Origin of the sequence: Phreatobacter sp., assembly GCF_022843985.1 — a bacterium.
GTDB lineage: Bacteria > Pseudomonadota > Alphaproteobacteria > Rhizobiales > Phreatobacteraceae > Phreatobacter.
The window spans coordinates 1-22494 of sequence record NZ_JALHMP010000031.1; the positions used below are offsets into that span (position 1 = coordinate 1).

25 protein-coding genes are annotated in these 22494 nt (G+C 69.6%); 8 read left to right on the plus strand and 17 right to left on the minus strand.

The features are described 5' to 3' along the window. The first annotated feature begins 98 nt into the window (after positions 1 to 98). Positions 99 to 986 (plus strand): EamA family transporter, encoded by an 888-nt coding sequence (locus Q0C57_RS17730; protein WP_296578251.1) that lies wholly within the window; start codon positions 99 to 101, stop codon positions 984 to 986. A 150-nt stretch (positions 987 to 1136) separates the two neighbouring features. Here the strand turns inward: Q0C57_RS17730 and Q0C57_RS17735 are convergent, their stop codons facing one another. The 8 genes from Q0C57_RS17735 to Q0C57_RS17770 form a co-directional block, all read right to left on the minus strand. Further along, the gene (locus Q0C57_RS17735) at positions 1137 to 1898 is read right to left on the minus strand and encodes an N-acetyltransferase (protein WP_296578254.1); all 762 of its coding nucleotides are present in this window, start codon (positions 1896 to 1898) and stop codon (positions 1137 to 1139) included. Between the two features lie 11 nt (positions 1899 to 1909). After that, complete coding sequence (locus Q0C57_RS17740) at positions 1910 to 2335, minus strand: cupin domain-containing protein (protein ID WP_296578256.1); 426 nt, start codon at positions 2333 to 2335, stop codon at positions 1910 to 1912. A gap of 8 nt (positions 2336 to 2343) precedes the next feature. Continuing rightward, a complete protein-coding gene (locus Q0C57_RS17745; protein WP_296578258.1) occupies positions 2344 to 3264 on the minus strand; it encodes a prephenate/arogenate dehydrogenase family protein in 921 nt (306 codons plus the stop codon). Beyond that, a complete protein-coding gene (hisC, locus tag Q0C57_RS17750; protein ID WP_296578259.1) occupies positions 3261 to 4364 on the minus strand; it encodes a histidinol-phosphate transaminase in 1104 nt (367 codons plus the stop codon). Before hisC ends, Q0C57_RS17745 begins: the two co-directional genes overlap by 4 nt. A gap of 39 nt (positions 4365 to 4403) precedes the next feature. Further along, positions 4404 to 5201, minus strand: coding sequence for a chorismate mutase (locus Q0C57_RS17755; protein ID WP_296578261.1), 798 nt, complete (start codon positions 5199 to 5201; stop codon positions 4404 to 4406). Positions 5202 to 5224: 23 nt separating this feature from the next. Beyond that, positions 5225 to 5635: a RidA family protein gene (locus Q0C57_RS17760; protein WP_296578262.1), complete on the minus strand. Its 411-nt coding sequence runs from the start codon at positions 5633 to 5635 to the stop codon at positions 5225 to 5227. A gap of 110 nt (positions 5636 to 5745) precedes the next feature. After that, on the minus strand, positions 5746 to 6474 hold the full coding sequence (locus tag Q0C57_RS17765) for a response regulator transcription factor (protein ID WP_296578265.1): 729 nt from the start codon (positions 6472 to 6474) through the stop codon (positions 5746 to 5748). Further along, positions 6471 to 8111 carry an ATP-binding protein gene (locus Q0C57_RS17770; RefSeq protein WP_296578268.1) on the minus strand — a complete coding sequence of 547 codons (1641 nt, stop codon included), beginning with the start codon at positions 8109 to 8111 and terminating at the stop codon, positions 6471 to 6473. The genes Q0C57_RS17765 and Q0C57_RS17770 overlap by 4 nt, the downstream gene beginning before the upstream one ends. Before the next feature lie 134 nt (positions 8112 to 8245). On the opposite strand from Q0C57_RS17770, the gene Q0C57_RS17775 reads away from it, so the two are divergent. Further along, entirely contained in the window at positions 8246 to 8812 is a 567-nt protein-coding gene (locus Q0C57_RS17775) for a hypothetical protein (RefSeq protein WP_296578271.1), read from the plus strand. A gap of 85 nt (positions 8813 to 8897) precedes the next feature. Here Q0C57_RS17775 and leuD read toward each other — a convergent pair whose 3' ends face one another. Both leuD and Q0C57_RS17785 read right to left on the minus strand, forming a co-directional pair. Beyond that, entirely contained in the window at positions 8898 to 9503 is a 606-nt protein-coding gene (leuD, locus tag Q0C57_RS17780; RefSeq protein WP_296578274.1) for a 3-isopropylmalate dehydratase small subunit, read from the minus strand. A gap of 95 nt (positions 9504 to 9598) precedes the next feature. Continuing rightward, positions 9599 to 10510 carry an SDR family oxidoreductase gene (locus Q0C57_RS17785; RefSeq protein ID WP_296578277.1) on the minus strand — a complete coding sequence of 304 codons (912 nt, stop codon included), beginning with the start codon at positions 10508 to 10510 and terminating at the stop codon, positions 9599 to 9601. Between the two features lie 79 nt (positions 10511 to 10589). Here Q0C57_RS17785 and Q0C57_RS17790 point away from each other — a divergent pair, with 79 nt between their 5' ends. Together Q0C57_RS17790 and Q0C57_RS17795 are read left to right on the plus strand one after the other, a co-directional pair. After that, on the plus strand, positions 10590 to 11183 hold the full coding sequence (locus Q0C57_RS17790; RefSeq protein WP_296578280.1) for a TetR/AcrR family transcriptional regulator: 594 nt from the start codon (positions 10590 to 10592) through the stop codon (positions 11181 to 11183). A gap of 68 nt (positions 11184 to 11251) precedes the next feature. Continuing rightward, positions 11252 to 11518 (plus strand): BolA family transcriptional regulator, encoded by a 267-nt coding sequence (locus Q0C57_RS17795; RefSeq protein ID WP_296578283.1) that lies wholly within the window; start codon positions 11252 to 11254, stop codon positions 11516 to 11518. Positions 11519 to 11548: 30 nt separating this feature from the next. Here Q0C57_RS17795 and Q0C57_RS17800 read toward each other — a convergent pair whose 3' ends face one another. From Q0C57_RS17800 to Q0C57_RS17820, 5 genes are all read right to left on the minus strand, one after another. Beyond that, complete coding sequence (locus tag Q0C57_RS17800; protein WP_296578287.1) at positions 11549 to 11944, minus strand: methylglyoxal synthase; 396 nt, start codon at positions 11942 to 11944, stop codon at positions 11549 to 11551. A 30-nt stretch (positions 11945 to 11974) separates the two neighbouring features. Beyond that, complete coding sequence (locus tag Q0C57_RS17805; RefSeq protein ID WP_296578289.1) at positions 11975 to 13258, minus strand: HlyC/CorC family transporter; 1284 nt, start codon at positions 13256 to 13258, stop codon at positions 11975 to 11977. Between the two features lie 75 nt (positions 13259 to 13333). Further along, positions 13334 to 14473 carry a 3-dehydroquinate synthase gene (aroB, locus tag Q0C57_RS17810; protein WP_296578367.1) on the minus strand — a complete coding sequence of 380 codons (1140 nt, stop codon included), beginning with the start codon at positions 14471 to 14473 and terminating at the stop codon, positions 13334 to 13336. Positions 14474 to 14475: 2 nt separating this feature from the next. Next, positions 14476 to 15081: a shikimate kinase gene (locus tag Q0C57_RS17815; protein ID WP_296578292.1), complete on the minus strand. Its 606-nt coding sequence runs from the start codon at positions 15079 to 15081 to the stop codon at positions 14476 to 14478. Between the two features lie 56 nt (positions 15082 to 15137). Next, entirely contained in the window at positions 15138 to 16025 is an 888-nt protein-coding gene (locus Q0C57_RS17820) for a CoA ester lyase (RefSeq protein ID WP_296578293.1), read from the minus strand. Between the two features lie 142 nt (positions 16026 to 16167). Here Q0C57_RS17820 and Q0C57_RS17825 point away from each other — a divergent pair, with 142 nt between their 5' ends. Next, positions 16168 to 17340, plus strand: coding sequence for an FAD-binding oxidoreductase (locus Q0C57_RS17825; protein WP_296578296.1), 1173 nt, complete (start codon positions 16168 to 16170; stop codon positions 17338 to 17340). Between the two features lie 16 nt (positions 17341 to 17356). Further along, a complete protein-coding gene (locus Q0C57_RS17830; protein WP_296578299.1) occupies positions 17357 to 18346 on the plus strand; it encodes a 2-dehydropantoate 2-reductase in 990 nt (329 codons plus the stop codon). 197 nt (positions 18347 to 18543) lie between these two features. On the opposite strand, the gene Q0C57_RS17835 is transcribed toward Q0C57_RS17830, so the two are convergent. Continuing rightward, on the minus strand, positions 18544 to 20031 hold the full coding sequence (locus Q0C57_RS17835) for a M81 family metallopeptidase (RefSeq protein ID WP_296578302.1): 1488 nt from the start codon (positions 20029 to 20031) through the stop codon (positions 18544 to 18546). Between the two features lie 174 nt (positions 20032 to 20205). On the opposite strand from Q0C57_RS17835, the gene Q0C57_RS17840 reads away from it, so the two are divergent. Next, positions 20206 to 20448 carry an Arc family DNA-binding protein gene (locus Q0C57_RS17840; protein ID WP_296578304.1) on the plus strand — a complete coding sequence of 81 codons (243 nt, stop codon included), beginning with the start codon at positions 20206 to 20208 and terminating at the stop codon, positions 20446 to 20448. Further along, complete coding sequence (locus Q0C57_RS17845) at positions 20445 to 20846, plus strand: type II toxin-antitoxin system VapC family toxin (RefSeq protein WP_296578307.1); 402 nt, start codon at positions 20445 to 20447, stop codon at positions 20844 to 20846. Before Q0C57_RS17840 ends, Q0C57_RS17845 begins: the two co-directional genes overlap by 4 nt. Positions 20847 to 20907: 61 nt before the next feature. Here Q0C57_RS17845 and Q0C57_RS17850 read toward each other — a convergent pair whose 3' ends face one another. Further along, entirely contained in the window at positions 20908 to 22404 is a 1497-nt protein-coding gene (locus tag Q0C57_RS17850) for a CoA-acylating methylmalonate-semialdehyde dehydrogenase (protein ID WP_296578310.1), read from the minus strand. Between the last annotated feature and the right edge of the window lie 90 nt (positions 22405 to 22494).

Here is a 22494-nt window from a genome sequence, read left to right on the forward strand (position 1 = left end):
CCGGCGCTGAGGCGCCATCCCCCGGCGCGGAGCCTTCCGCGCCCGACGGTGCCCGCCACGGCGACCCGACGGTCGCTGCCTGCCGTTATGGGCCTTCCATGTCCGCCGGACCTGCCCTCTCGCGCCCTGCCACCCTCGCCGGCTTCGGCGCCATCGCCCTGTGGGGCCTCCTGGCGCTGTTCACCGCGGCCTCGGGGACCGTGCCGCCCTTCCAGCTGACGGCCATGACCTTCGCCATCGGTGGCGGCATCGGGCTCGCGGTGGTGGCGACGCGCCCGGGCGGCCTGGCGCTGCTGGTCCAGCCGCCGCGGGTCTGGCTGCATGGCGTCGCCGGACTGTTCGGCTATCACGCGCTCTATTTCACCGCCCTGCGCTTCGCCCCCGCGGCGGAGGCGAACCTCCTCAACTATCTCTGGCCGCTGCTGATCGTCGTCTTCTCGGCGCTGCTGCCGGGTGAGCGGCTGAAAGCCCACCACCTCCTCGGCGCGCTGCTGGGTCTCGCCGGCACGGTGCTGCTGATCGCCGGGCGCGGCGGGCTGGGTGCCGGCTTCGCCTCCGGCCATCTCCTCGGCTATGCCGCCGCCCTCGGCTGCGCCCTGGTCTGGTCGGCCTATTCGGTGACGGCGCGGCTGCTGCCGGACGTGCCCACCGAGGCGGTCGCCGGCTTCTGCCTTGCCACCGCCGCCCTGGCGCTCGGCTGCCATCTTGTGCTGGAGACCACGGTCTGGCCGGGCTCCGCCGTCGAATGGCTGGCGATCCTCGCCCTTGGCCTCGGCCCGGTGGGGGCGGCCTTCTACCTCTGGGACCGCGGCATGAAGCGCGGCGACATCCAGGTGCTGGGGGCGGCGAGCTATGCCGCGCCGGTGATCTCGACCCTGGCGCTGGTCGCCTTCGGCCATGCCCAGGCGAGCCTCGTGCTCGGGACCTCGGTGGCGCTCATCGTGGCGGGATCGGTGGTCGCGGCGAAGGACATGATCAGGCGGTAGGAGGCAGGTGGCGCTCGCCTCCTGCACCACCTTTCCGTCATGCCCGGGCTTGGCCCGGGCATCCACGAATTCCTTTTGCCGCGGTGGTCAAGTCGTGGATGGCCGGGACAAGCCCGGCCATGACGGGTAGGGCAGCGGCAGCAGGCGCCCTCACCCCTGCTGCATCCGCCGGCAATGATAATCATAGCCCAGGGTGAAGCCGAGCCGCGTGTAGAGGGCATGGGCCTTCACATTGGTCTTGCGCACCTGGAGATAGGCCGTGTGGGCGCCGTGCGACCGGCCCCAGTGCAGCAGCGCGCCGATCATGCGCTGTCCGGCGCCCGATCCGCGGGCGACGGGCGTGACAGCGAGATCATAGAGGCCGACATAGCCGCGATCGGCCACGGCGAGGCCGAAGCCGACCGCCTGCCTGTCGACATAGACGGTGGCGAAGGCGGTCTCGACCCGGATGGCGCCGACGATGCGGGCGAGCATGTCGCGCTGCCAGTCGGCGAGGTCATAGGCCCCCGCCGCCCCGTCGATCCAGGCCTGCGAGGGTTCCTGCGAGAGGACGACGGCGGCATCGGTCGCACCCGTCATCTTCACCCGGTCGGCGAGGGAAGCGACCATGACATCGGTCTCGTCGTAGACGGTCCAGCCGGCGCTGGCGAGGGCGGCGTCGATCCCCTCCCCGGCCAGCGGGGTGATGCGCACCATCGGCTCGATGCCGGCCTTGCGGTAGAGCGTCCTGACGGTGCGGATGAGCTCCTCGCCGGAGATCGACGAGGGGTAGAAGGGGCTCGCCGCATTGGAGCGCTTGGTATGGCCGCCGGCCATGCGCAGCAGCCAGCCGTCGCAATAGACGGTCTGCAGCGCCGGCCAGGCATTGAAGAGGCGCTCCTCCAAGGTGCGGACGAGGGCGATGTCGGTCATGGGACTGCCTGTCAGGTGCCCGGCATCCAGCCGGGAGGCGCCAGCCGGAAGCCGGCGAAATCGAACCCGGGCGCGACGGTGCAGCCGACCAGCGTCCAGTCGCCGAGGCTCTCGGCGGCCTGCCAGTGGTGCGGCGGCACGATCCCCTGAGGCCGCTCGCCGGCGGCCAGATCGGCGCCGAGGACGAGGTGGGCGACCGGTCCGGCATCGCCCGCCGCCAGCGACAGTCTGAGTGGCGCCCCGGCGTGCCAGTGCCAGATCTCGACGGCATCGACCGTATGCCAGTGGGACCGCTCGCCGCGCCGGAGCAGGAAATAGATCGCGGTGGAGGCGGCCCGCCCGTCCGCGCCGGGCGCATCGCGGAAGGTCTCGACGAAGAAGCCGCCCTCGGGATGGGGCTTCAGGCCGAGCAGGGCGATGATGGCGTCGGCGGTCATGCTGGCGGTCACTTGCGGTTACGCCCGAAATCCGGATCGGCCGTGTCCTGGCGCTGGTCGATGATCGAGCGGCGGATGGCGCGGGTGCGGGTGAAGAGGTCGAAGAGCTGGTCGCCCTGGCCCCAGCGGATGTTGCGCTGGAGGGCGATCAGGTCCTCGGTGAAGCGGCCCAGCACCTCCAGCACCGCCTCCTTGTTGTGGAGAAAGACGTCGCGCCACATGGTCGGGTCGGAGGCGGCGATGCGGGTGAAGTCGCGGAAGCCGCCGGCCGAGAACTTGATGACCTCGCTCTCGGTGACGGTCTCGAGGTCGGAGGCGGTGCCGACGATGTTGTAGGCGATGAGATGCGGCACGTGGCTGGTGATGGCCAGAACGAGGTCGTGATGGTCTGGCGCCATGACCTCGGTCTTCGAGCCAAGGCCCTGCCAGAAGGCCGCCAGCCTGTCGATGGCGGCGGGATCGGTGTCCGGCACCGGAGTGAGGATGCACCAGCGGCCGTGGAACAGTTCGGGGAAGCCGGAATCGGGTCCGGAATGTTCGGTGCCCGCCACCGGATGGGCGGGGATGAGATGAACCCCGGTCGGCATATGCGGCGCCATCTGGGCGACGATCGAGCCCTTGGTGGAGCCGACATCGGAGACGATGGCGCCCGGCTTCAGATGCGGCCCGATGGCCTCGGCCACCGCCCCCATGGCGCCGACGGGCACGCAGGCGATGACGAGGTCAGCGTCCTGAACGGCCGCCGCCAGATCGGTGGTCGCGGCGTCGGCGATGCCGAGTTCGCGCACGCGGGCGATGACGGCCTCGGAGCGGTCCGCGGCCACCACGGTGCCGGCCAGCGGCACGGCCTTGAGGCCACGCGCGATGGACGAGCCGATCAGCCCCATGCCGATCAGCGCGACCTTGCCGAAGAGGGGCTGGCCGGTCACCGTGCCATGAACTCGGCAAGGGTAGCGACGAGGTGGCGGTTGGCCTCCTCATCGCCGATGGTCAGGCGCAGCGCATCCGGCAGGCCATAGGCGGCGACCCGGCGCAGGACGAGGCCCTTCGACACGAGATAGGCATCGGCTTCGGCGGCGGTCCTGCCGGCCTCTTTCGGGAAATGGATCAGCAGGAAATTGCCGACCGAGGGGGTGACGGTCAGGCCGAGCTTCTCGATCTCGGCGGTCAGCCAGGGCAGCCAGGTGTCATTGTGCTCGATGGCCTTCTGGACGAAGGCCTGGTCGGCAATGGCGGCGGCACCGGCGGCGATCGCCGCGGCATTGACGTTGAAGGGGCCGCGGATGCGGTTCACAGCGTCGATGAGATGGGCGGGGCCGACCATCCAGCCGATGCGCAGAGCGGCGAGGCCGTAGATCTTCGAGAAGGTGCGCGTCATCACGACATTCTCGTTCGACGCCACCAGTTCCAGGCCGCTCTCGTAGTCGTTGCGGCGGACATATTCGGCATAGGCCGCGTCGAGGATCAGCAGCACCGATTTCGGCAGGCCGGCATGCAGCCGCTTGACCGCGTCGAAGGGGATGTAGGTGCCGGTCGGGTTGTTGGGATTGGCGAGATAGACGATCTTCGTCTTCGGCGTCACCGCCGCGAGGATGGCGTCGACATCGGCCGTCAGGTTCTTCTCCTTGACGATGACCGGGGTGCCGCCGGCCGCCAGGATGGCGATCTTGTAGACGAGGAAGCCGTGCTCGGTGAACAGGCCCTCGTCGCCGGGCCCGAGATAGGCGTTGGTGAGCAGCGACAGCAGCTCGTCCGAGCCCGAGCCGCAGAGGATGCGGTCGGCATCGAGGCCGTAGAGCGCGGCGATGGCCTGACGCAGTTCGGCGGAAGTGCCTTCGGGATAGAGCTCCAGCTTGCCGGCGAGCTTGCTGTAGGCGGCGATGGCGTTCGGGCTGGCGCCGAGCGGCGTCTCGTTGGACGAGAGCTTGTAGACCTTGTCGACGCCGGGGGCGCCGGACTTGCCGGGGACATAGGCATCGATCGCCATCACACCGGGACGGGGAACGGGACGCGTGGCTTCAAGGGTCATGTCGGCACCGGATGAGGGGCGGGCCCGGCGGGTGGACCGTCAGGCGGCTATCGGCTTTGCGGTGTAGCCGACCGTGCGGGCGGCTTCAACAGCCATGCCCGAGGCGGCGTCCTGGGCGATCTCCGCCTCGGAGGCCTCGCGCGGGCCCCAGGCGAGGAGATGGTGGCGGCCGCCCTCCCCGGCGCTGGCGAGGACAGCGTCGACCTCCACCGGCGGCCGGCCGGCCAGCGTCAGGGCGACGAGGCGGGTGTCGAGCCCGGCCGTGTCGATGGAGGGATGGCCGATGACCAGGGCCTGGGGCGGCCGCGGGCTGGCGGCGCGGGCAATGGCGGGGGCGGTGGCCATGGCGATCGGCTGGTCCGGGCCGCCGAGCTTTTCCCACCAGGCGTCGCGGGCGGGGCCGAGGCCGATGAGGCCGAGATCGCCGCGGTCGCGGGCGATGGCGGCAATGACCGAGCCGGGGCTGGAATGTTTCACCAGCGGCACGCCGAAGCCGAAATGGAAGCGGGCGAGCTCGCGGGCATTCTCCTGCTCCGGCCCCATCACCACATGGACGGAGTGGGGCGACTGGACATAGGTGAAGGTCGAGATGATCTGCCGCCAGATCTGCACCACGAGTTCCACCGGCAGGCGGCCCTTGTGGTTGTCGACGAGGCGGCGGACGACGTCGACCTCGCGCGCCGGCCGGAAGGCGGAGCCGGTCTCGGCGGTCTTCTTCACCTCGATCAGCCGCTCGATGATCTGGCCGCGCTCCATGAGCAGGCCGTGCATGGCGGCGTCGATACGGTCGATCTCGCCGCGCAGGTCGGCAAGGCTCGGCAGGGTGGGATCGGTCATGGCAGGTCCGGCCGGTTGCGGCGTCAGGAGAAGAGGGTATCGGTGGCCACGCCCGGCAGGGCGGCGGTGACCTCGATCTCGACCTTCATCTGGGGCTTGAACAGGCCGGCCACGACGAGAAGGGTGGAGGCCGGGCGGATGTCGCCGAAGACCTCGCCGAAGATCGGGAACACCGTCTCGGCATCGGCCGCATCGGTGATGTAATAGGTGGCGCGCACGACATTCGCCATGGAGGTGCCGGCCTCCTTCAGCGTCGCCGCGATGGTGCGGAAGCAGTTGCGCGTCTGCTCCTCGATGCCCGCGGGCAGCGTCATGGTGGCATAGTCGTAGCCCGTCGTGCCGGCGACGAAGACGAAACCGCCCTGCACCACGGCGCGGGAATAGCCGGCCGTCTTCTCGAAGGGTGAGCCGGTGGAGATGAGGCGGCGGTCCATGGCGGTGGTCCTGGCGTGGGGCGCGGGGAGCGAGGTTTACACAGTCGCGGCCGCCGGGAACAGATGGCGCGGCGCGGGAGAGGGCCCCGCTCCCGGCGCGACGGACCGGTTCAGTCGGCGGGCGGGCGGGCGGCGGCGGGATCGGCCTCCAGCCGATAGCCGAGACCGCGCTGGGTATGGATCAGCGGCACCGCGCCGGTGTCGATCTTGTTGCGCAGCCGGCCGATATAGACGTCGACGATGTTGGTGAGCGGGTCCTCGTTGACCCCCCAGACATTGGCGAGGATGCGCTCGCGGCTGAACAGCCGCCCCGGCGCGCTCATCAGCAGTTCGAGCAGGGCCAGTTCGCGCACCGTGAGGGCCACGACCTTGCCGGCGCGGGTCACCTTCATCGTGGTGCGGTCCAGTTCGAGGTCGGCGACCCGCAGGACGGTGGTGGCGGCCGCCTTGAGGCCGCGGCCGCGGCGCCGCAGGGCCTCGATCCGCGCCAGGAGTTCCTCGAAATCGAAGGGCTTGCAGAGATAGTCGTCGGCCCCGAGGCGCAATCCGGCGACGCGGTCCTCGACGGTCGAGAGCGCCGTGAGGACCAGGATGGGCAGCTCGACCTGGGCGGCGCGCAGCGTCTGGCAGACCTCCAGGCCGGTGATGTCGCCGAGCATGATGTCGAGGATGACCAGCGTGGTCTCGCCGCCGGCGGACTGCTCCTTCCAGGCCGCCCGGGCGAGGTCCAGCCCGTCGCGGCCATTGCGGGCCACCTGCACGCGCATGCCCTCGGCGCGCAGGCCCCGCTGCAGGAAGTCGGCGATGCGCTGGTCGTCTTCGATGATCAGGATGTTCATGCGGGGACCTTCGGCACGGTGAAGGCGAGCGGCAAGGTCACTGTGGCGGTCGTGCCGCGACCGGGGGCGCTGGTGATGGCGATCTCACCGCCGTGACCGCGGGCGAGGACCCGCGCGATGGGCAGCCCGAGGCCGCTGCCATCAGCGCGATGGGCGATTGCCGCGGGCGCCCGGTGGTTGCGGTCGAAGACCCGGGGCAGGTCATCGGCGGCGATGCCGATCCCTTCATCGTGGATCCGGACCTCGACCAGAGGGCGCGGCCCATCGATCGCCACGGCCTCCAGCCGCACCGTCTGGCCGGGGCGTGAATAGCGCACGGCATTGTCGACGAGGGCCAGCAGGAGCTGCCTGAGGCGGTCGGCATCACCGCTCATCGCCAGGGCCGCCGGCCAGGGCTCGTGCTCCAGCCGCACCCCGCTCGCCAGGGCCATGGCCTGGCCATGGGAGTGCACGTCGTTGAGCACGGCGACGAGATCGACGGGGACCCGGCGCAGCGACAGGGCGTCGATGTCGCTGCGGGCCATGGTCAGGAGATCGTCGATGGCGAGGCCGAGCTGGCGCGAGGCATCCTCGATCCGCCGCAGCGAGCCCCTGTATTCGTCCGCGGGTTTGGGATCACCGCGCAGGGCGATCTGCGCCTCGCCGCGGATGGCGGTCGTCGGCGTGCGCAATTCGTGGCTGATGTCGGCGAAGAGCTGGCGCCGGCGCACCTCCGCCTCGCGCTGGGCGACGAGCGCGGAGGTCAGTTCGTCGGTGCGGGCGGCGACCTGTTCCTCGAGCGCCTGGCGCGCCTCGGTCTCGATGCGCCGGCGCTCGGCCAGTTCCGCCGCCATGGCATCCATGCTGCGGGCGACGGCGGCGAATTCGTCGGAGCCGGAGAGGCCGATCCGGTGCGACAGGCGGCCGGCTCGCAAGGCCGCGGCGCCCTCGGAGAGGCTGCGCAGCGGGCCGCGCAGGGCGCGGGCGAAGAAGGCGGCCAGCAGCAGGGCGGCGAGGGCGAGCGTGGTGGTCGACCCGATCCAGAACCGCCGCAGCCAGGCGAGCGCAGCATTGGTGTCGGCCCGCTTCTCGCGCAGGGAGACATCCTCCCGGTCGATGCTGTCGGCGAGCAGCAGGCGCAGATCCTGTCCCTCGGCCCGGTCGAACAGTTCATTGGCGATCGACCAGGCGAGGTTGGTGTCCATGCCGACGGGCGGCGGGTTGAGGCTCGCCAGCCCCCGCTCGAGCTGGGCGATGCTGCCCTCCAGAACCACCAGCGCGTCGCGGCGCCCGGCCTGCCGCTGGCGGGCGGCCGGGCCGTCGTCCAGCACCACGGCCTGATCGGCGAGCGCCTTGAGATCGGCGAGGATGACCCGCATCCGCTGCAGCAGCGCGTCGCGCTGGCTGTCGCGCGCACCGGCCCCGAACTGCTGCTGGGCGAGCCAGGTGCGCAATTGCTGCTTCTCGGAGCGCAGCTCGGTGAAGCCCTGCCGGATATCGGCGGCGACACGCCCGCGCAGCACGTGGCGCTCCGCCTCCCCCACGGCCCACAGCGCCACGGCGCCCTGGATCACGGCGATCGAGCCGAGGGCGGCCAGGGCGAGCGTCAGGCGCCTCCCGAAGACATTGGTCTCATGCGCCGGCGGTGGGGTCGTCATCCGATGTTCATGAAGAATTCAGTGCGCGCTCATGCCGGGTTCAAGGCGGCGTCAGCCGCGGGGCCTACAACGTCGACACGCGGTCGAACCCGGCCGCCCCGCCTGACGCCGATAGCGTTCCCCTAGGAGAGCACATGTCCGCCCGCAATTCCATGATGACCGCCGCGCTTCTCGCCCTGGCCGTTCCGTTCGGCGCCGCCTCGGCCCAGACCACCGTGGTCAACCAGGCCGTCACCCAGACCGAAGTCCTCGCCGCCCAGCGCGCCTGGTGCGACGCCCTCGTGAGCATCAGCACCACCCATGCGACCCAAGGGCAGCCGGCCGCCAAGGCGCTGGCCGAGCGGGTGATCGACGCCGCCTACGGCTACCAGATGGGCGCCGTCCTGTTCAAACCGACCCTGACCGTCGCGCCGCAGACCTTCCGCACCACCCGCGCCGGCGCGCTGGCCTATTTCGTCGGCGGCGACACCGCCTTCCCGAATGACAAGGGTTTCGCCCTGAACGGCTGGACGAAGTGCGAGATCGCCAACAGCGCCATCTTCATCGCCGGCGACTCGGCCACGACCATGGGCAATGTCAGCATCACCGGCCCGAACGGCGCCGTGACGACGGTCGACAAGACCTGGAAGTTCGTCAAGGACGATGCCGGCCGCCTGCGCATCGTCGTCCATCACTCGTCGCTGCCCTTCCGCCCCAACTGAGCCGGCGAGGCGGGCGGGTTGCGCCCGTTCGATCATCGACCCGTTCCCCCGGATGACCCGGCGCGCCGCGCGCCGGGTCGTTCCGTCAGAGCCAGGGACGCGCCGTCGAGACGGTCTTCTCGAAGCTGTCGATCGCCTTCTCCTTGACCATGGTCAGGCCGATATCGTCGAGGCCGTTGAGCAGGCAGTGCTTGCGGAAGGGGTCGAGGTCGAAGCGGATCGTGCCGCCGTCGGGGCCGCGGATCTCCTGCGCCTCGAGGTCGACGGTAAGCGTCGCATTGGAGCCGCGGTCGGCATCCTCGAACAGTTTCTCGAGCTGTTCCGGGGTGACGGTGATCGGCAGGACGCCGTTCTTGAAGCAGTTGTTGTAGAAGATGTCGGCGAAGCTGGTGGAGATGACGCAGCGGATGCCGAAATCGAGCAGCGCCCATGGGGCATGCTCGCGCGACGAGCCGCAGCCGAAATTGTCGCCGGCGACGAGGATCTGGGCGTTGCGATAGGCCGGCTTGTTGAGCACGAAATCCGGGTTTTCCGACCCGTCGTCCCGGTAGCGCGCCTCGGAGAACAGGCCCTTGCCGAGGCCGGTGCGCTTGATGGTCTTCAGATACTGCTTGGGAATGATCATGTCGGTATCGACATTGATCGTGCGCATGGGCGCGGCGACGCCGGTGAGGACGGTGAATTTCTGCATGGGTTTTCCCCTCGATGCTCGTTGCGGGGGGTGTATCAGAGGCGTGACACTCCCGGCAAGGCGGCCGAGCGGGCTTTGGGGTTGCGGAAGCCCCGTCAGAACCTCGTCGCGGTCAGCGCCTCCGACACGGACCAGAGGCGGCCGGAGACCGCCTCGTCCAGCGCCTGCGGCGGAATTTTCGCGGCGACGGGATAGCCCCTGATCTCGTTGATGCGGTCCGGCCCGTAATGGCCGCCGCCGACCGCCTCAGGCGCGGTCGCGGCGTAGAGGGTCGGCAATGCGCCCTGGGCCGCCGGCTGGAACAGGAACCAGAGCAGGCTGCGGGCGAGGCCAGCCGGACTGCGCTTGCCGGGCGCGTTGTGGAGCAGGTCCGTGCGGGCGACCCCCGGATGGGCGGCAATGCCGGCGACGCCCCAGCCGCCGGCCCGGCTGCGCCGCTCGAATTCGAGCGCGAACATCAGGCAGGCGAGCTTCGACTGGCTGTAGACCTGCATCGGCCGGTAGGAGCGCTCGGCGTTGAGATCGTCGAAATCAATCACCCCCTGCCGCGCGGCGATGCTGGAGAGCGCAACCACCCGGGCGTCCCGGCCGCGCCGCAGCAGCGGCAACAGCCCAGCCGTCAGAGCGAAATGGCCGAGATGGTTGGTGGCGAATTGCAGTTCGAAACCGTCGACGGTCACCTCGCGGCGCGGCGGCACCATGACGCCGGCATTGTTGACAAGGAGGTCGAGGCGCTCCTCCCGGCCGGCGAAGCGATGGACGAAGTCGCGGACAGAGGAGAGACTAGCGAGGTCGACCTCCTCGAAACGGACCGCCGCGGACGGGATCTCCCCGCGGATCTTCGTGACGGCCCTGTCGCCCTTCGCGGCGCTGCGTCCGGCAATCACCACATCGGCACCCGCCCGGGCGAGGGCGAGCGCAGTTTCGAGGCCGAGCCCGCCCGTGCCGGTCACGAGGGCCTTGCGGCCGTCCTGCGGGGGAATGTCCGTCGCGGTCCATCTTGCCATGTCGTCATCGTTCCGTAAAACTGCACCCTGTGCAAAAATATATGCACCAAGTGCAATCTTGCATCAAGGGCAATTTTTTATGGGCGTCGATGGAGGCGAGAGCCAGGGCCTGCGGCAACGCAAGCGCCGGGAGACCGAGAGGCGCATCGTCGACACCGCCCTCCTCCTGTTCATCCGGAACGGCTATGACGAGACGCGGCTGGACGAGATCGCCACGGCGGCGGGCATTTCGCGCCGGACGTTCTTCAATTATTTCGCCTCGAAGGACGAGATCCTGCTGTCGCTGGAGAGCGGGATGGGCGACCAGTTGGCGGGGGCGCTGCGCGCACAGCCGGACGACAAGGAGCCGCTGTCAGCGGTGCGCGACGCCATCGTCGCGGAGCTGGCCCGCTACCCGGCCGCGGACATGATCGCCATCGACCGCCTCATGCGGTCGAACGCCGCTGTCCAGGCGCGCAAGCTCGCCAGCTACGTGATTCACGAGCGCACGCTGTTCGCCGCCATGCGCGAGAAATGGCCGGCGCCCGACCGCGAGGCCTCGCTACGGCTGGTGGCGATGATGGCGATCGGAGCGCTTCGACTGTCGCTCGAGGCCTTCGGCCGGGAGGGAGGCGCACGGCCGGTCGCTGAGATCCTGCGAGAAACCTTCGCCGCCCTGGAACGGCGGAACTGACGGGCTCGACCACGCTGGACTTGCGGTGCCGGCGAGGGCGGCCGATATGGCGGGTCCGGGAGACAACCATGACCGTTCGCGACACCATCACCGAGAAGCTGACCGCCGCCTTCGCCCCCACGGCGCTCGAGGTCATCGACGAGAGCCACCAGCATCATGGCCATGGTGGCTGGCGCGAGGGCGGCGAGACGCATTTCCGAGTCAAGCTGGTCTCGGCCGCCTTTGCCGGCAAGTCCCGCGTCGACCGCCACCGCATGGTGAACCTGGCCCTCGATGCGGAACTCAAGGGCCGCGTCCATGCCCTGGCGATGGAGACCAAGGCGCCGGGGGAGTGAGGGCGGGGGCCGCGCGGCCCGACCCGCCCCCTACAGTCCCGCCACCAGCCGGTCGGCGGTGGCGAGATTGCACGCCATGGGCACATCATAGACCACGGCGAGCCGCGTCAGCGCCTTGACGTCGACGTCGTGGGGGTGGGGCGACAGCGGATCGACGAGGAAGACCAGCAGGGCGATCCTGTCCTCGACGATCAGCGCGCCGATCTGCTGGTCGCCGCCGAGCGGGCCGCTCTTCATCAGGCGGATGTCGAGGTCCGGCATGTCGGCCTTCAGCCATGCCCCCGTCGTGCCGGTCGCCACCAGCCGATGGCGGACGAGGCGCCCGTGGTGGCGGCGGGCCCAGGCCAGCATGTCGGGCTTCTTCTTGTCGTGGGCGATGAGGGCGATCAGCCCCCGGCCCGGTTCGACCACCGCGTCTGCGGCCATCGGCTGTCCTTTCTGCCTGTCGCCCCGCGCTCAGTTGAGGCGGTCGAGCGGCGTGATCTTGAGGGCCGAGATGCGGTTGCGCTGGCGGCGCAGGACCTGGAAGCGGAAGCCGTGGAAGGTGAAGGTCTGGCCGCTCTCGGGGATCGACCGCGCCTCGTGGATGACGAGGCCGGCAATGGTCGTCGCCTCCTCGTCCGGCAGGCGCCAGTCCATGGCGCGGTTGAGGTCGCGCACCGGCACGGAGCCGTCGACATTGACCGAGCCGTCGGGCTGCGGGCGCACGCCGGTGACCTGGACATCGTGCTCGTCCTTGATGTCGCCGACGATCTCCTCGATGATGTCCTCGAGGGTGACGAGCCCCATGACCTCGCCATATTCGTCGACGACCAGGGCGAAATGGGTCTTGCGGCGCAGGAAGGCCTTGAGCTGGTCCTGCAGGCTGGTGGAATCGGGCACGAACCAGGCCGGCAGGGCGAGCGCCGCGGGATCGATCTTCGTCATGTCGCCGCCGGCCGCCGCCAGGGCGCGCAGCAGGTCCTTGCCGTGCAGCACGCCGATGATGTTCTCCGGCGAGTCGCGCCACAGCGGAATGCGCGTGTAGGGGGCGGCGAGGACGTCGCGCACGACCTTGTCGGGAGCATCGCCCGCATCGATCGTCACCATCTTGGTGCGGTGGACCATGACATCCTCGACGGTGAGGTCCTTGAGGTCGAGGATGCCGCCGACCATGTCGCGGTCATGTTTGCCGAAGGAGCCTTCCTTGTGCATCAGCTCGACCGTTCCGCGCAGTTCCTCCGCGCCGGTCAGCACGTTCTGGTTCTCGTTGATCCGCATGCCGAAGAGCCGCAGGACGGTGCGCACCAGGGCCTCCACCCCGACCAGGATCGGGCCGAAAAGGGCGACGACCACGGAGACCGGGCGGGCATAGAGCAGCGCCATCCATTCGGGACGCGAGATCGCCACCGTCTTCGGCAGGACCTCGGAAAAGACGATGAGCAGGATGGACATGACCGCCGTGGCATAGATCACGCCCTCGGCGCCGAGCACGGCGACGAAGAGCGACGTGGCGAAGGCGGCGACGCCGGTATTGACGATGTTGTTGCCGACCAGCATGGCGCCGATCAGGCGCTCGCGCGTGTCGAGCAGGCGGCTGACGATGCCGGCCCTTTTGTCACCGGCGCTCTCGAGCGCCAGCATCCGCGCCTTCGAGGCGGCTGACATGGCGGTTTCGGCGCTGGAGAAGAAGGCCGACAGCAACAGGCAGACGACGATGAGTGCCACCGCCAGCCAGGGGTTGATCGCAAGTTCGTCCATGGCGTCCTCGGCCGGCATGCGGCAGCAATGAAGTCAGGATCGGATCCCGCGTCACGTGCGGGCAGACCCCGCGAACTAGCCTCTCGCCCGCTCCACCGCAAGGAAGTCGCGCACGGCGGCAGGGTCGACATCCTTAGCGATGAAGCTCTCGCCGATGCCGCGGGCGAGGATGAAGGTGAGCTTGCCGCGCGCCACCTTCTTGTCCTGGCCGATGGCGGCCATGAGGCGGTCGACGTCGCCGACGCCGCCGGGGATCTCGGAGAGTTCGGTGGGCAGGCCGACCTGCTTCAGGTGGTTCGCCATGCGCTGGGCCGCATCCGGCGGGCAGAGACCAAGCCGCGCCGAGAAGCGGAAGGCCTGGCACATGCCGATGGCAACGCCCTCGCCATGGACGAGGCGGGCGCCGTCATAGGCGGTGGCGGCCTCCAGGGCATGGCCGAAGGTGTGGCCGAGATTGAGCAGGGCGCGATCACCCGTCTCGGTCTCGTCGCGGGCGACGACGGCCGCCTTGGCGCGGCAGGAGGTGGCGATGGCGTGGACGCGATCCTTGCCGCCCTGGAAGACGCCGCGCCAGTTGGCCTCCAGCCAGGCGAAGAAGCCGGGATCATCGATGAGGCCATATTTCGCCACCTCGGCATAGCCGGCGCGGAATTCGCGGGTGGAGAGGGTGTCGAGCACATCGGTATCCGCCAGAACCAGGCCCGGCTGGTAGAAGGCGCCGATGAGGTTCTTGCCGTGGCGGGAATTGATGCCGGTCTTGCCGCCGACCGAGGAATCGACCTGGGCCAGCAGCGAGGTCGGCATCTGCACGAAGCCCATGCCGCGGCGGACAATGGCGGCGGCGAAGCCGGCGAGATCGCCCACCACCCCGCCACCGAGGGCGAGGACGATGTCGCCGCGCTCGAGGCGATGGCTAAGGATCTGGTCGACCACCTCTTCCAGCACGGCGAAGCGCTTGGTCGCCTCGCCGGGGGCGACGGTGATGCGGTGGTGGCGGATGCCGGCCTTGGCGAGGCTCGCCTCCAGCGCCGGGCCATGGACATCACCGACATGGGCATCGGTGACGATGGCCACGGCGCGGCCGGGAAACCGGGCGGCGATGCGCGCGCCGGCGCCGGCGACAAGGCCGGAGCCGATGAGGATGTCGTAGGAGCGATCGCCGAGCACGACGGGAACGCGCGTCGCCGCACCGGCATCGTCGAGGTCGGGAGGCAGGGTCACGGCAGGGCTCGTTCGGCAGGCGGCAGGAGATGGCAGGCGAGCGCCCGGAGAACATCCTCGACGGCGTCCTCGTGGGTGGCCTCGCGGGACAGGACGGTCAGGGCCGCCTCGGCATAGACCGGATAGCGCTCGTCCATCAGGCGCTTCAGCACCGCCTGGGGATCGTCGGCCTTGAGCAGCGGCCGGTCACCGCGCCGCTTGACGCGTTTCATCAGCACGTCGAGCTCGGCCTTGAGCCAGATGGAGATGCCGCGCTCGCGGATGCGCGCGCGTGTCTCGGCGTTCATATAGGCGCCGCCGCCGGTGGCCAGGACCTGCGGGCCGGTATCGAGGATGCGGGCGACGACGCGGACCTCGCCGGCGCGGAAATAGGCCTCGCCGTGCTTGTCGAAGATTTCGGGGATGGTGAGGTCCGCCGCCTTCTCGATCTCGGTGTCGGCATCGACGAAGGGCAGGCCGAGGCGCTGGGCGAGCCGCCGGCCGACGGAGGACTTGCCCGCGCCCATCAGTCCGACGAGCACGACGGAGCGCGTGCCGAGCGCCTCGCGCAGCCGCCTCACGTCGATGGCGGCCGGAGCCGCCGAGGATACCTCATCCGCCATGACGCCCGTGTCTCACGAAAGCGGCGGCGAGGGCAACCGGCCGGATCGGACGAGGGTCAGGCTTCGGCCGCCCGCGCCGCGATGGCGTCGGCGATGGCGACGAGCTTGCGGGCCATGTCGGCATGGAGCCGCTCGACCATGCGGCCCTCGACCTGGATGGCGCCCCGGGCGGCATTCTCGGGCAGGTCGAAGGCGGCGATGATGGTCCGCGCCCAGGCGACCTCCTTCTCGGCCGGCGAGAAGGCGGCATTGCAGGGCGCGATCTGGCTCGGATGGATCAGCGTCTTGCCGTCGAAGCCCATGTCGCGGGCCTCGGCGCATTCGCGGGCGAAGCCGGCCTCGTCGGCGATCTCGTTCCAGACGCCGTCGAGGATGGCGAGTCCATGGGCACGGGCGGCGGCAAGCGAAAGCATCAGCCAGGCGTTCATCGGCGCCCGTCCCGGCACGATGCGCGCGCCGGTCTCCTTGGCGAGGTCGTTGGTCCCCATGACGAAGCCGGAGAGGCGTGTCCGCCGGTCCGCCACGGCGGCGGCGATGACCGCCGCATTCAGCATGGCGAGGGGCGTCTCCATCATCGCCCAGACGGCGGTGCGGTCGGGCGCGCCGGCGCTGACGATGGCCTTGCCGGCAGCAACGAGATCCTCGGGGCGGCTGACCTTGGGGATGAGGATGACATCGGCGCCGGTCGGCGCCAGCGCCTTGAGGTCATCGGCGCCCCAGGCGGTGTCGAGGCCGTTGATGCGCACCACCACCTCGCGATGGCCGAAGCCGCCCGCGGTCACGGCGGCGGCGACCTGGCCGCGGGCAACCTCCTTGGCATCGGGCGCCACCGCATCCTCGAGGTCGAGGATGACGACGTCGGCGGGAAGGCTGCGGGCCTTGTCCAGCGCGCGGGCATTGGAGCCGGGCATGTAGAGGACGGAGCGGCGGGGACGGAGCGGCATGGCGTTCGGGTCCGGAGGTGGGCTATGTGCGGGCAAGGCTAGCTGCATCGCAGCATGCATGCCATCGTCCTTCCGAACGAGACGCAATCCCGAAAGAGACGCAACGCGTGACACACGCTGATGCCCGAAAGAGACGCAACGCGTGACACACGCTGATGTGCTGATCGTCGGCGGCGGAATCATGGGTTCCTGCACCGCCTATTTCCTCAAGAAGGAGCTCGGCTATGCCGGGACGGTACGCGTCATCGAACGCGATCCGACCTATGCCCAGGCGTCCACGACGCTGTCGGCCGCCTCCATCCGGCAGCAGTTCTCGACGCCCGAGAACATCCGCTTGAGCCGGTTCGGCATCGACGTGATCCGCTCCCTCAAGGACCGGTTCGGCGCGGATGCCGATATCGGCTTCCACGAGGGCGGCTATCTGATCCTCGCCTCGCCGGACGGGCAGGGCGTGCTGGAGGCCAACTGGCAGACGCAGACCGCCGAGGGCGCCGATATCCTGCTGCTCGGCCCGTCCGAGCTGCAGGCGCGCTTTCCCTGGCTCTCCACCGAGGACGTCGCGCTCGGCGCCTTCGGCCGCAGCGGCGAGGGCTGGTTCGACGCGGCCATGCTGCTCGACCTGTTCCGCAAGGCGGCGCGGGAGGCCGGCGCGATTTACGAAAAGGGCGAGGTCGCCTCCCTCACCCGCGCGGGCGACCGTGTCACCGGCGCGGTGATGCAGGACGGCTCGGCGCGCACCTGCGGCACGCTGGTGCTGGCTGCCGGCGCCTGGGCGGGACGGCTCGCGGCGGGCATCGCCGTGCCGCTGCCGGTGGAGCCCCGCAAGCGCACCGTCTTCGTGGTGAAATGCCCCGAGACCTTCCCGGACATGCCGCTGATCGTCGACCCCTCGGGGGTGTGGATGCGGCCCGAGCGCGACCTCGTCATCGGCGGCTGGGGACCGGGCGAGGGCGACCCCGATCCGGCCGCCTACGGCGATTTCGAGCCGGCCCACGACGAGTTCGAGGCCCATGTCTGGCCGGCCTGGGCGACGCGCATCCCGGCCATGGAACAGCTCCGGCAGATGCGCGCCTGGGCCGGGCATTACGACTTCAACACGCTCGACCACAACGCCATCCTCGGCCCCCATCCGGATGTCGCCGGCCTGATGTTCATCAACGGCTTTTCCGGCCACGGCCTGCAGCAGGCGCCGGCGGCCGGACGGGCGCTGGCCGAGCTCATCATCCATGGCGGCTATCGCAGCCTCGACCTCTCCGTCTTCGGTTTCGACCGCATCCTGCGGAACGAGCCGGTTCTCGAACTCAACGTGATCTGACCCCGGAGCCTCCCCCATGAAGATCTGCATCTTTGGCGCCGGCGCGGTCGGCGGCAATGCCGCGGCACGGCTGATCGCGGCGGGCGACGCCGAGGTCTCCGTCGTGGCGCGCGGCGCCCATCTCGCCGCCATCCGCGAGAAGGGCCTGACGCTGCACAGCGAGGGCCAGACGCTCGGCGGCAAGCCCTTTGCCGCGACCGACGATCCCGCCACCCTGCCGCCGCAGGACCTCGTCGTGGTGACGCTGAAGGCCCATTCCCTGCCCGCCATCGCCGCGCCGCTGAAGGCGCTGCTGGCCCCCGGCGCCGCCGCGCTGTTCTTCACCAACGGCGTCCCGTGGTGGTGGAACCACGGCCTCAGCGAGGACGGCTCGCTCCCCCTCCTCGACCCCGAGGGCCGGCTGTGGCGCGAGCTCGGGCCGGAGAGCGTGCTCGGCGGCGTGGTCTATTCCGCCAATGCGGTGACCGAGCCCGGTGTCATCGCCCATTCGGCCGGCAACCGCTGGGTAATCGGCGAGCCGACGGGGGACGCCTCGCCGCGGGCCGATGCCGCCGCCGAGATCTTCCAGAAGGCCGGCCTCAACGGCGAGGTCACCGGCGACATCCGCAAGGCCATGTGGGAGAAGCTCGTCCTCAACATCGCCGCCAATCCGCTCTGCGCCCTCTCCCGCCTGCCGCTCGGCCGCTGGCACGAGGTGCCGGGCCTTGGCGACCTCGGCGTGACGCTGATCCGCGAGCTGCTCGCGGTGGCGAAGGCGCTGGGCTGGGACCTGACTGCGACGGTCGACCCCGCCGCCGCGCTGCCGGCGCGGCCCGGCCGCCCCGGCGGCAAGCCCTCCATGCTGCAGGATGCGGAGGCTGGCCGGCCCATGGAGGTCGAGGCCATCGTCGGCCAGTTGCAGGTCTTCGGCCGCGAGCAGGGGATCGCCACACCGGCCATCGACGTGGTGCTGCCGCTGCTGCGTTCGCTCGATGCGGCAGTGAGCAAGGCGCCGGTCAAGGTGTGAGAGGTCAGGCTCACGGCGTGGGCCTGAAGCGACCTAACACCCGAACCGCAGCGCGTCATGCACGGGCTTGGCCCGGGCATCCACGCATTCCTTGAGGCTGCGGTGTTCAAGTCGTGGATGGCCGGGACAAGCCCGGCCATGACGAAGGGGGCGGCGCGGCTTCGTGAGGGTGGAGGTTCCTCCCCGCCTCCCTCCCCTCACCGGTTTGCCATGGGCCTCCGGCGCACGTCCGGGCGCAGGTGCTGGAAGGGGATGATGCCGGTGTCGTCCAGCGCGGCGCCGGGCGAAGCGCCGACCACCACCGAATCGGCATAGGGCTGCCAGTCGCCGCGGAAATGCACCGAACTCTTGAGGACCACGACCTTGTAACCGGTGATGTCGACGCCGAGATGGGTGCAGACGGCGACGCAGTGCGGCTGCTGGCGCACCGAGCCGACGACAAGATCGATGCCGCCGATCCTGAGCCAGGCGGAGGGCCCCATATTGATGGGCTGGCCGCCGACCATCGGCCCGGTGCCGGTGAAGCGGCCATCGGAGACGGCGACCACCTCGGCCCTGGTCGTCAGCGGCTCCTCGCCGGGGCCTGATCCCTTCACCGCGAAGGTGACGGCAATGGTGGCCCCCTTGCCGGCGGCATGGGCCTGCCTGGCGATCTCCGGCTCGTGGAAGAGCGCCATCAGCGTCTCCTTCGCGCCGCGGTTGATCATGGCGCGCAGGAACCCTGTGGTGATGGAGGAGCCGCCGGCGCCGGGATTGTCCTGGGTATCGGCGATGATGACCGGCTTCGAGGCCAGCGCGGCGCGGGCAAAGGCAAACGTCACCGCCTCGTCCTGCGGCTTGGCGAGATGCTCGAGGAAGCCGGCTTCGGCGCGCAGCACGGCCCGGTAGAGCCGGTCCACCGCCTCGTCCACCACGGCCTGGTCGGCGCCGTAGCCGATGATTGTGGCGCCCATATCGAAGATATCGGCGGAGGGAAAGCCCGGGCAGAGCGAGAGATGCACGCCGGTCTCCGCCTCGATGGCGCCGAGCAGGACATAGAGCCCCTTCATCGGCTCGATCATCGAGCAGCCCGAGGCGATGGGGATGAGGAAGGGCATCTGGCGGAAGGCCCGGGCCGGGCGCGGTCCCCAGGCGACGACCCGGTCGAACCATTCGGCGACGCGCTGGCCGGTCTGCAGCCAGTCGATATGGGGATAGGTGCGGTAGGCCGACATGAAGCTGGCATTGTCGACCATCTGCCGGGTCACGTTGGCGTGGAGGTCGAGGGAGGCGACGACCGGCACGCCCGGCCCGACGAGGCGGCGGACGCGGGCGAGCAACTCGCCCTCGGCATCCTCGATGGTCTCGGTGGTCATGGCACCGTGCAGTTCGAGGAAGACCGCATCGGGGGCGGCATCGGCGATGTCGGCGAGGAGATAGGCGACGGCGCGCTCGAAGACCGCATCCTCGACCCGGCCGGAGGGCTGGGCGAAGGACCAGGAGAGCGGCACCATCGTGTGACCGGCCTGCTCGGCGACGCCCATGAAACCGGAAACCGCGATGTTGAAGGGGCGGAACTTCGTCAGGATCTCGGGCCCGCGGGTGAAGCCCGGCCAGGCGCCTTCCTGGTTGAACATCGCCCAGGGCGTCGGGGCGGGAACGAAGGTGTTGGTCTCGTGCATGAAACCGCCAACGGCGATGCGCATGGTCGTTTCATTCCTCTTGTTGTCTTCAGCATCAAAGACGAAGCGTTGCGACGCCGCCAGTCGGCGAGGGGCATGACCCAGTCGCGGCGGAGGGCCTTGACGCGGGCGTGCGGCAACCCCCTTGAAGGACGCGGGTGATGAAACCATAATGGTTGCATATTGGGGTCGATATTCATGGTTTCACTGACGCTGAAGAACATTCCGGACGATCTCTATGAGCGGCTGCGACAGCGCGCTGCTGCGCATCGGCGCTCGATCAACGGCGAGATGATCCATTGCCTAGAGCAGGCGCTTCAGCCACGCCGGCTCGCGCCGGAGGAACGGCTCTCGCGGATCCGCGCGCTGCGGCCGGCGATCGATCCGCAGGCCGTCAGCCATGACGATCTCATCGCGGCGATCAATGATGGCCGGCCGTGATCGTCGCCGACACCAATGTCATCGCCTATCTCCTGATCCCGTCGCCTTTCACCGTGATGGCAGAGCGGGTCTACGCGCAGGATCCGGAATGGCTTGCGCCGGCCCTCTGGCGGAGCGAGTTCCGCAGCGTCCTGTCCCTCTATGTCCGGCGCGCCCTGCTGACGCTGGATGAGGCCATCGCGCTCCAGGACGAGGCTGATGATCTCCTGCGCGGCAACGAGTTTGAGGTGATCTCCGCAGACGTTCTCTCGCTCGCCCGGGACAGCGGATGCTCGGCCTATGACTGCGAGTTCGTCGCGCTTGCCCGTTTCGTCGGCGTTCCGCTGGTGACAGCAGACAGACGCCTCGCTCAAGCTTTCCCGCAATATGCCCGGACGCTCGCGGCGACCGCCGGATAGTCAAACGCCGCCGCGGAAACCGCGACGGCGTGCTCGCTACGCCATACAGACGTGAAGGCCATCACCCCATGGTGGGGATGACGAAGCTGGCGCCGTCCTTGATGCCGGAGGGCCAGCGGGACGTGACGGTCTTCGTCTTCGTGTAGAAGCGGAAGGCGTCCGGGCCGTGCTGGTTGAGGTCGCCGAAGGACGAACGCTTCCAGCCGCCGAAGGTGTAATAGGCCAGCGGCACCGGGATCGGCACGTTGATGCCGACCATGCCGACCTGCACCTTGGCGGCGAAGTCGCGGGCGGCATCGCCGTCGCGGGTGTAGATGGCAACGCCATTGCCGTATTCGTGGTCGTTGGCGAGGTCGAGGGCCTCGTTGTAGGTCTTGGCGCGGACGACGGAGAGGACGGGGCCGAAGATCTCCTCCTTGTAGATCCGCATGTCCCTGGTGACATTGTCGAACAGGCAGCCGCCCATGTAGTAGCCGTTCTCGTAGCCCTGCATCTTGAAGCCGCGGCCGTCGACCACGAGCCGGGCGCCTTCCTTCACGCCGATATCGACATAGCCCTTGACGCGCTCCAGCGCCTGGGCGGTGACGAGGGGTCCGAAATCGACGTCGGCGGCCGTCGAGGGGCCGATCTTCAGGGCCTCGACGCGCGGGACGAGCTTGTCCATCAGACGGTTGGCGGCATCCTCGCCGACCGGCACGGCCACCGAGATCGCCATGCAGCGCTCGCCGGCCGAGCCGTAGCCGGCGCCGATGAGGGCGTCGGCGGCCTGGTCCATGTCGGCGTCGGGCATGATGATCATGTGGTTCTTGGCGCCGCCGAAGCACTGCACGCGCTTGCCGGCCGCGCAGCCGCGGGCATAGACATATTCGGCGATGGAGGTGGAGCCGACGAAGCCGACGGCCTTGATGTCGGGATCGTCCAGCACCGCGTCGACCGCTTCCTTGTCGCCGTTGACGACGTTGAAGATGCCCGGCGGCAGGCCGGCCTCGAGGAAGAGCTCGGCGAGCATGAGCGGCACGCCCGGATCGCGCTCGGAGGGCTTCAGCACGAAGGCATTGCCGGCAGCGATGGCGGGGCCGGCCTTCCACAGCGGGATCATGGCGGGGAAGTTGAACGGGGTGATGCCGGCGCAGACGCCGAGCGGCTGGCGCATCGAATAGATGTCGATGCCGGGGCCGGCGCCCTCGGTGTACTCGCCCTTCATCATCTGCGGGGCGCCGATGGCGAACTCGACCACTTCAAGGCCGCGCTGGATGTCGCCCTTGGCGTCGGGGATGGTCTTGCCGTGCTCGCGGGCGAGCAGTTCCGCCATCTTGTCGTTGTCGCGGGCGCAGAGTTCGAGGAACTTCATGAGAACGCGGGCGCGGCGCTGCGGATTGGTGGCGGCCCAGGCGGGCTGGGCGGCCGCGGCATTCTCCACCGCCGCGCGCACCTCGGCCTTGGAGGCGAGCGCCACCGTGCCGAAGACCGAACCGTCAAGCGGCTGGAACACGTCGGCGGTCCGGCCGGATGTGCCGGCGACATGCTTGCCGCCGATGAAGTGACCATAGTTGCGCATGGGATCGTCTCCTCTGGGATGGTCATCCCTAGAGCGAAGCCATGCGGCAACCAAGCGCCAAGTTGGCGCATACGCTGTGCGCAAATTGGC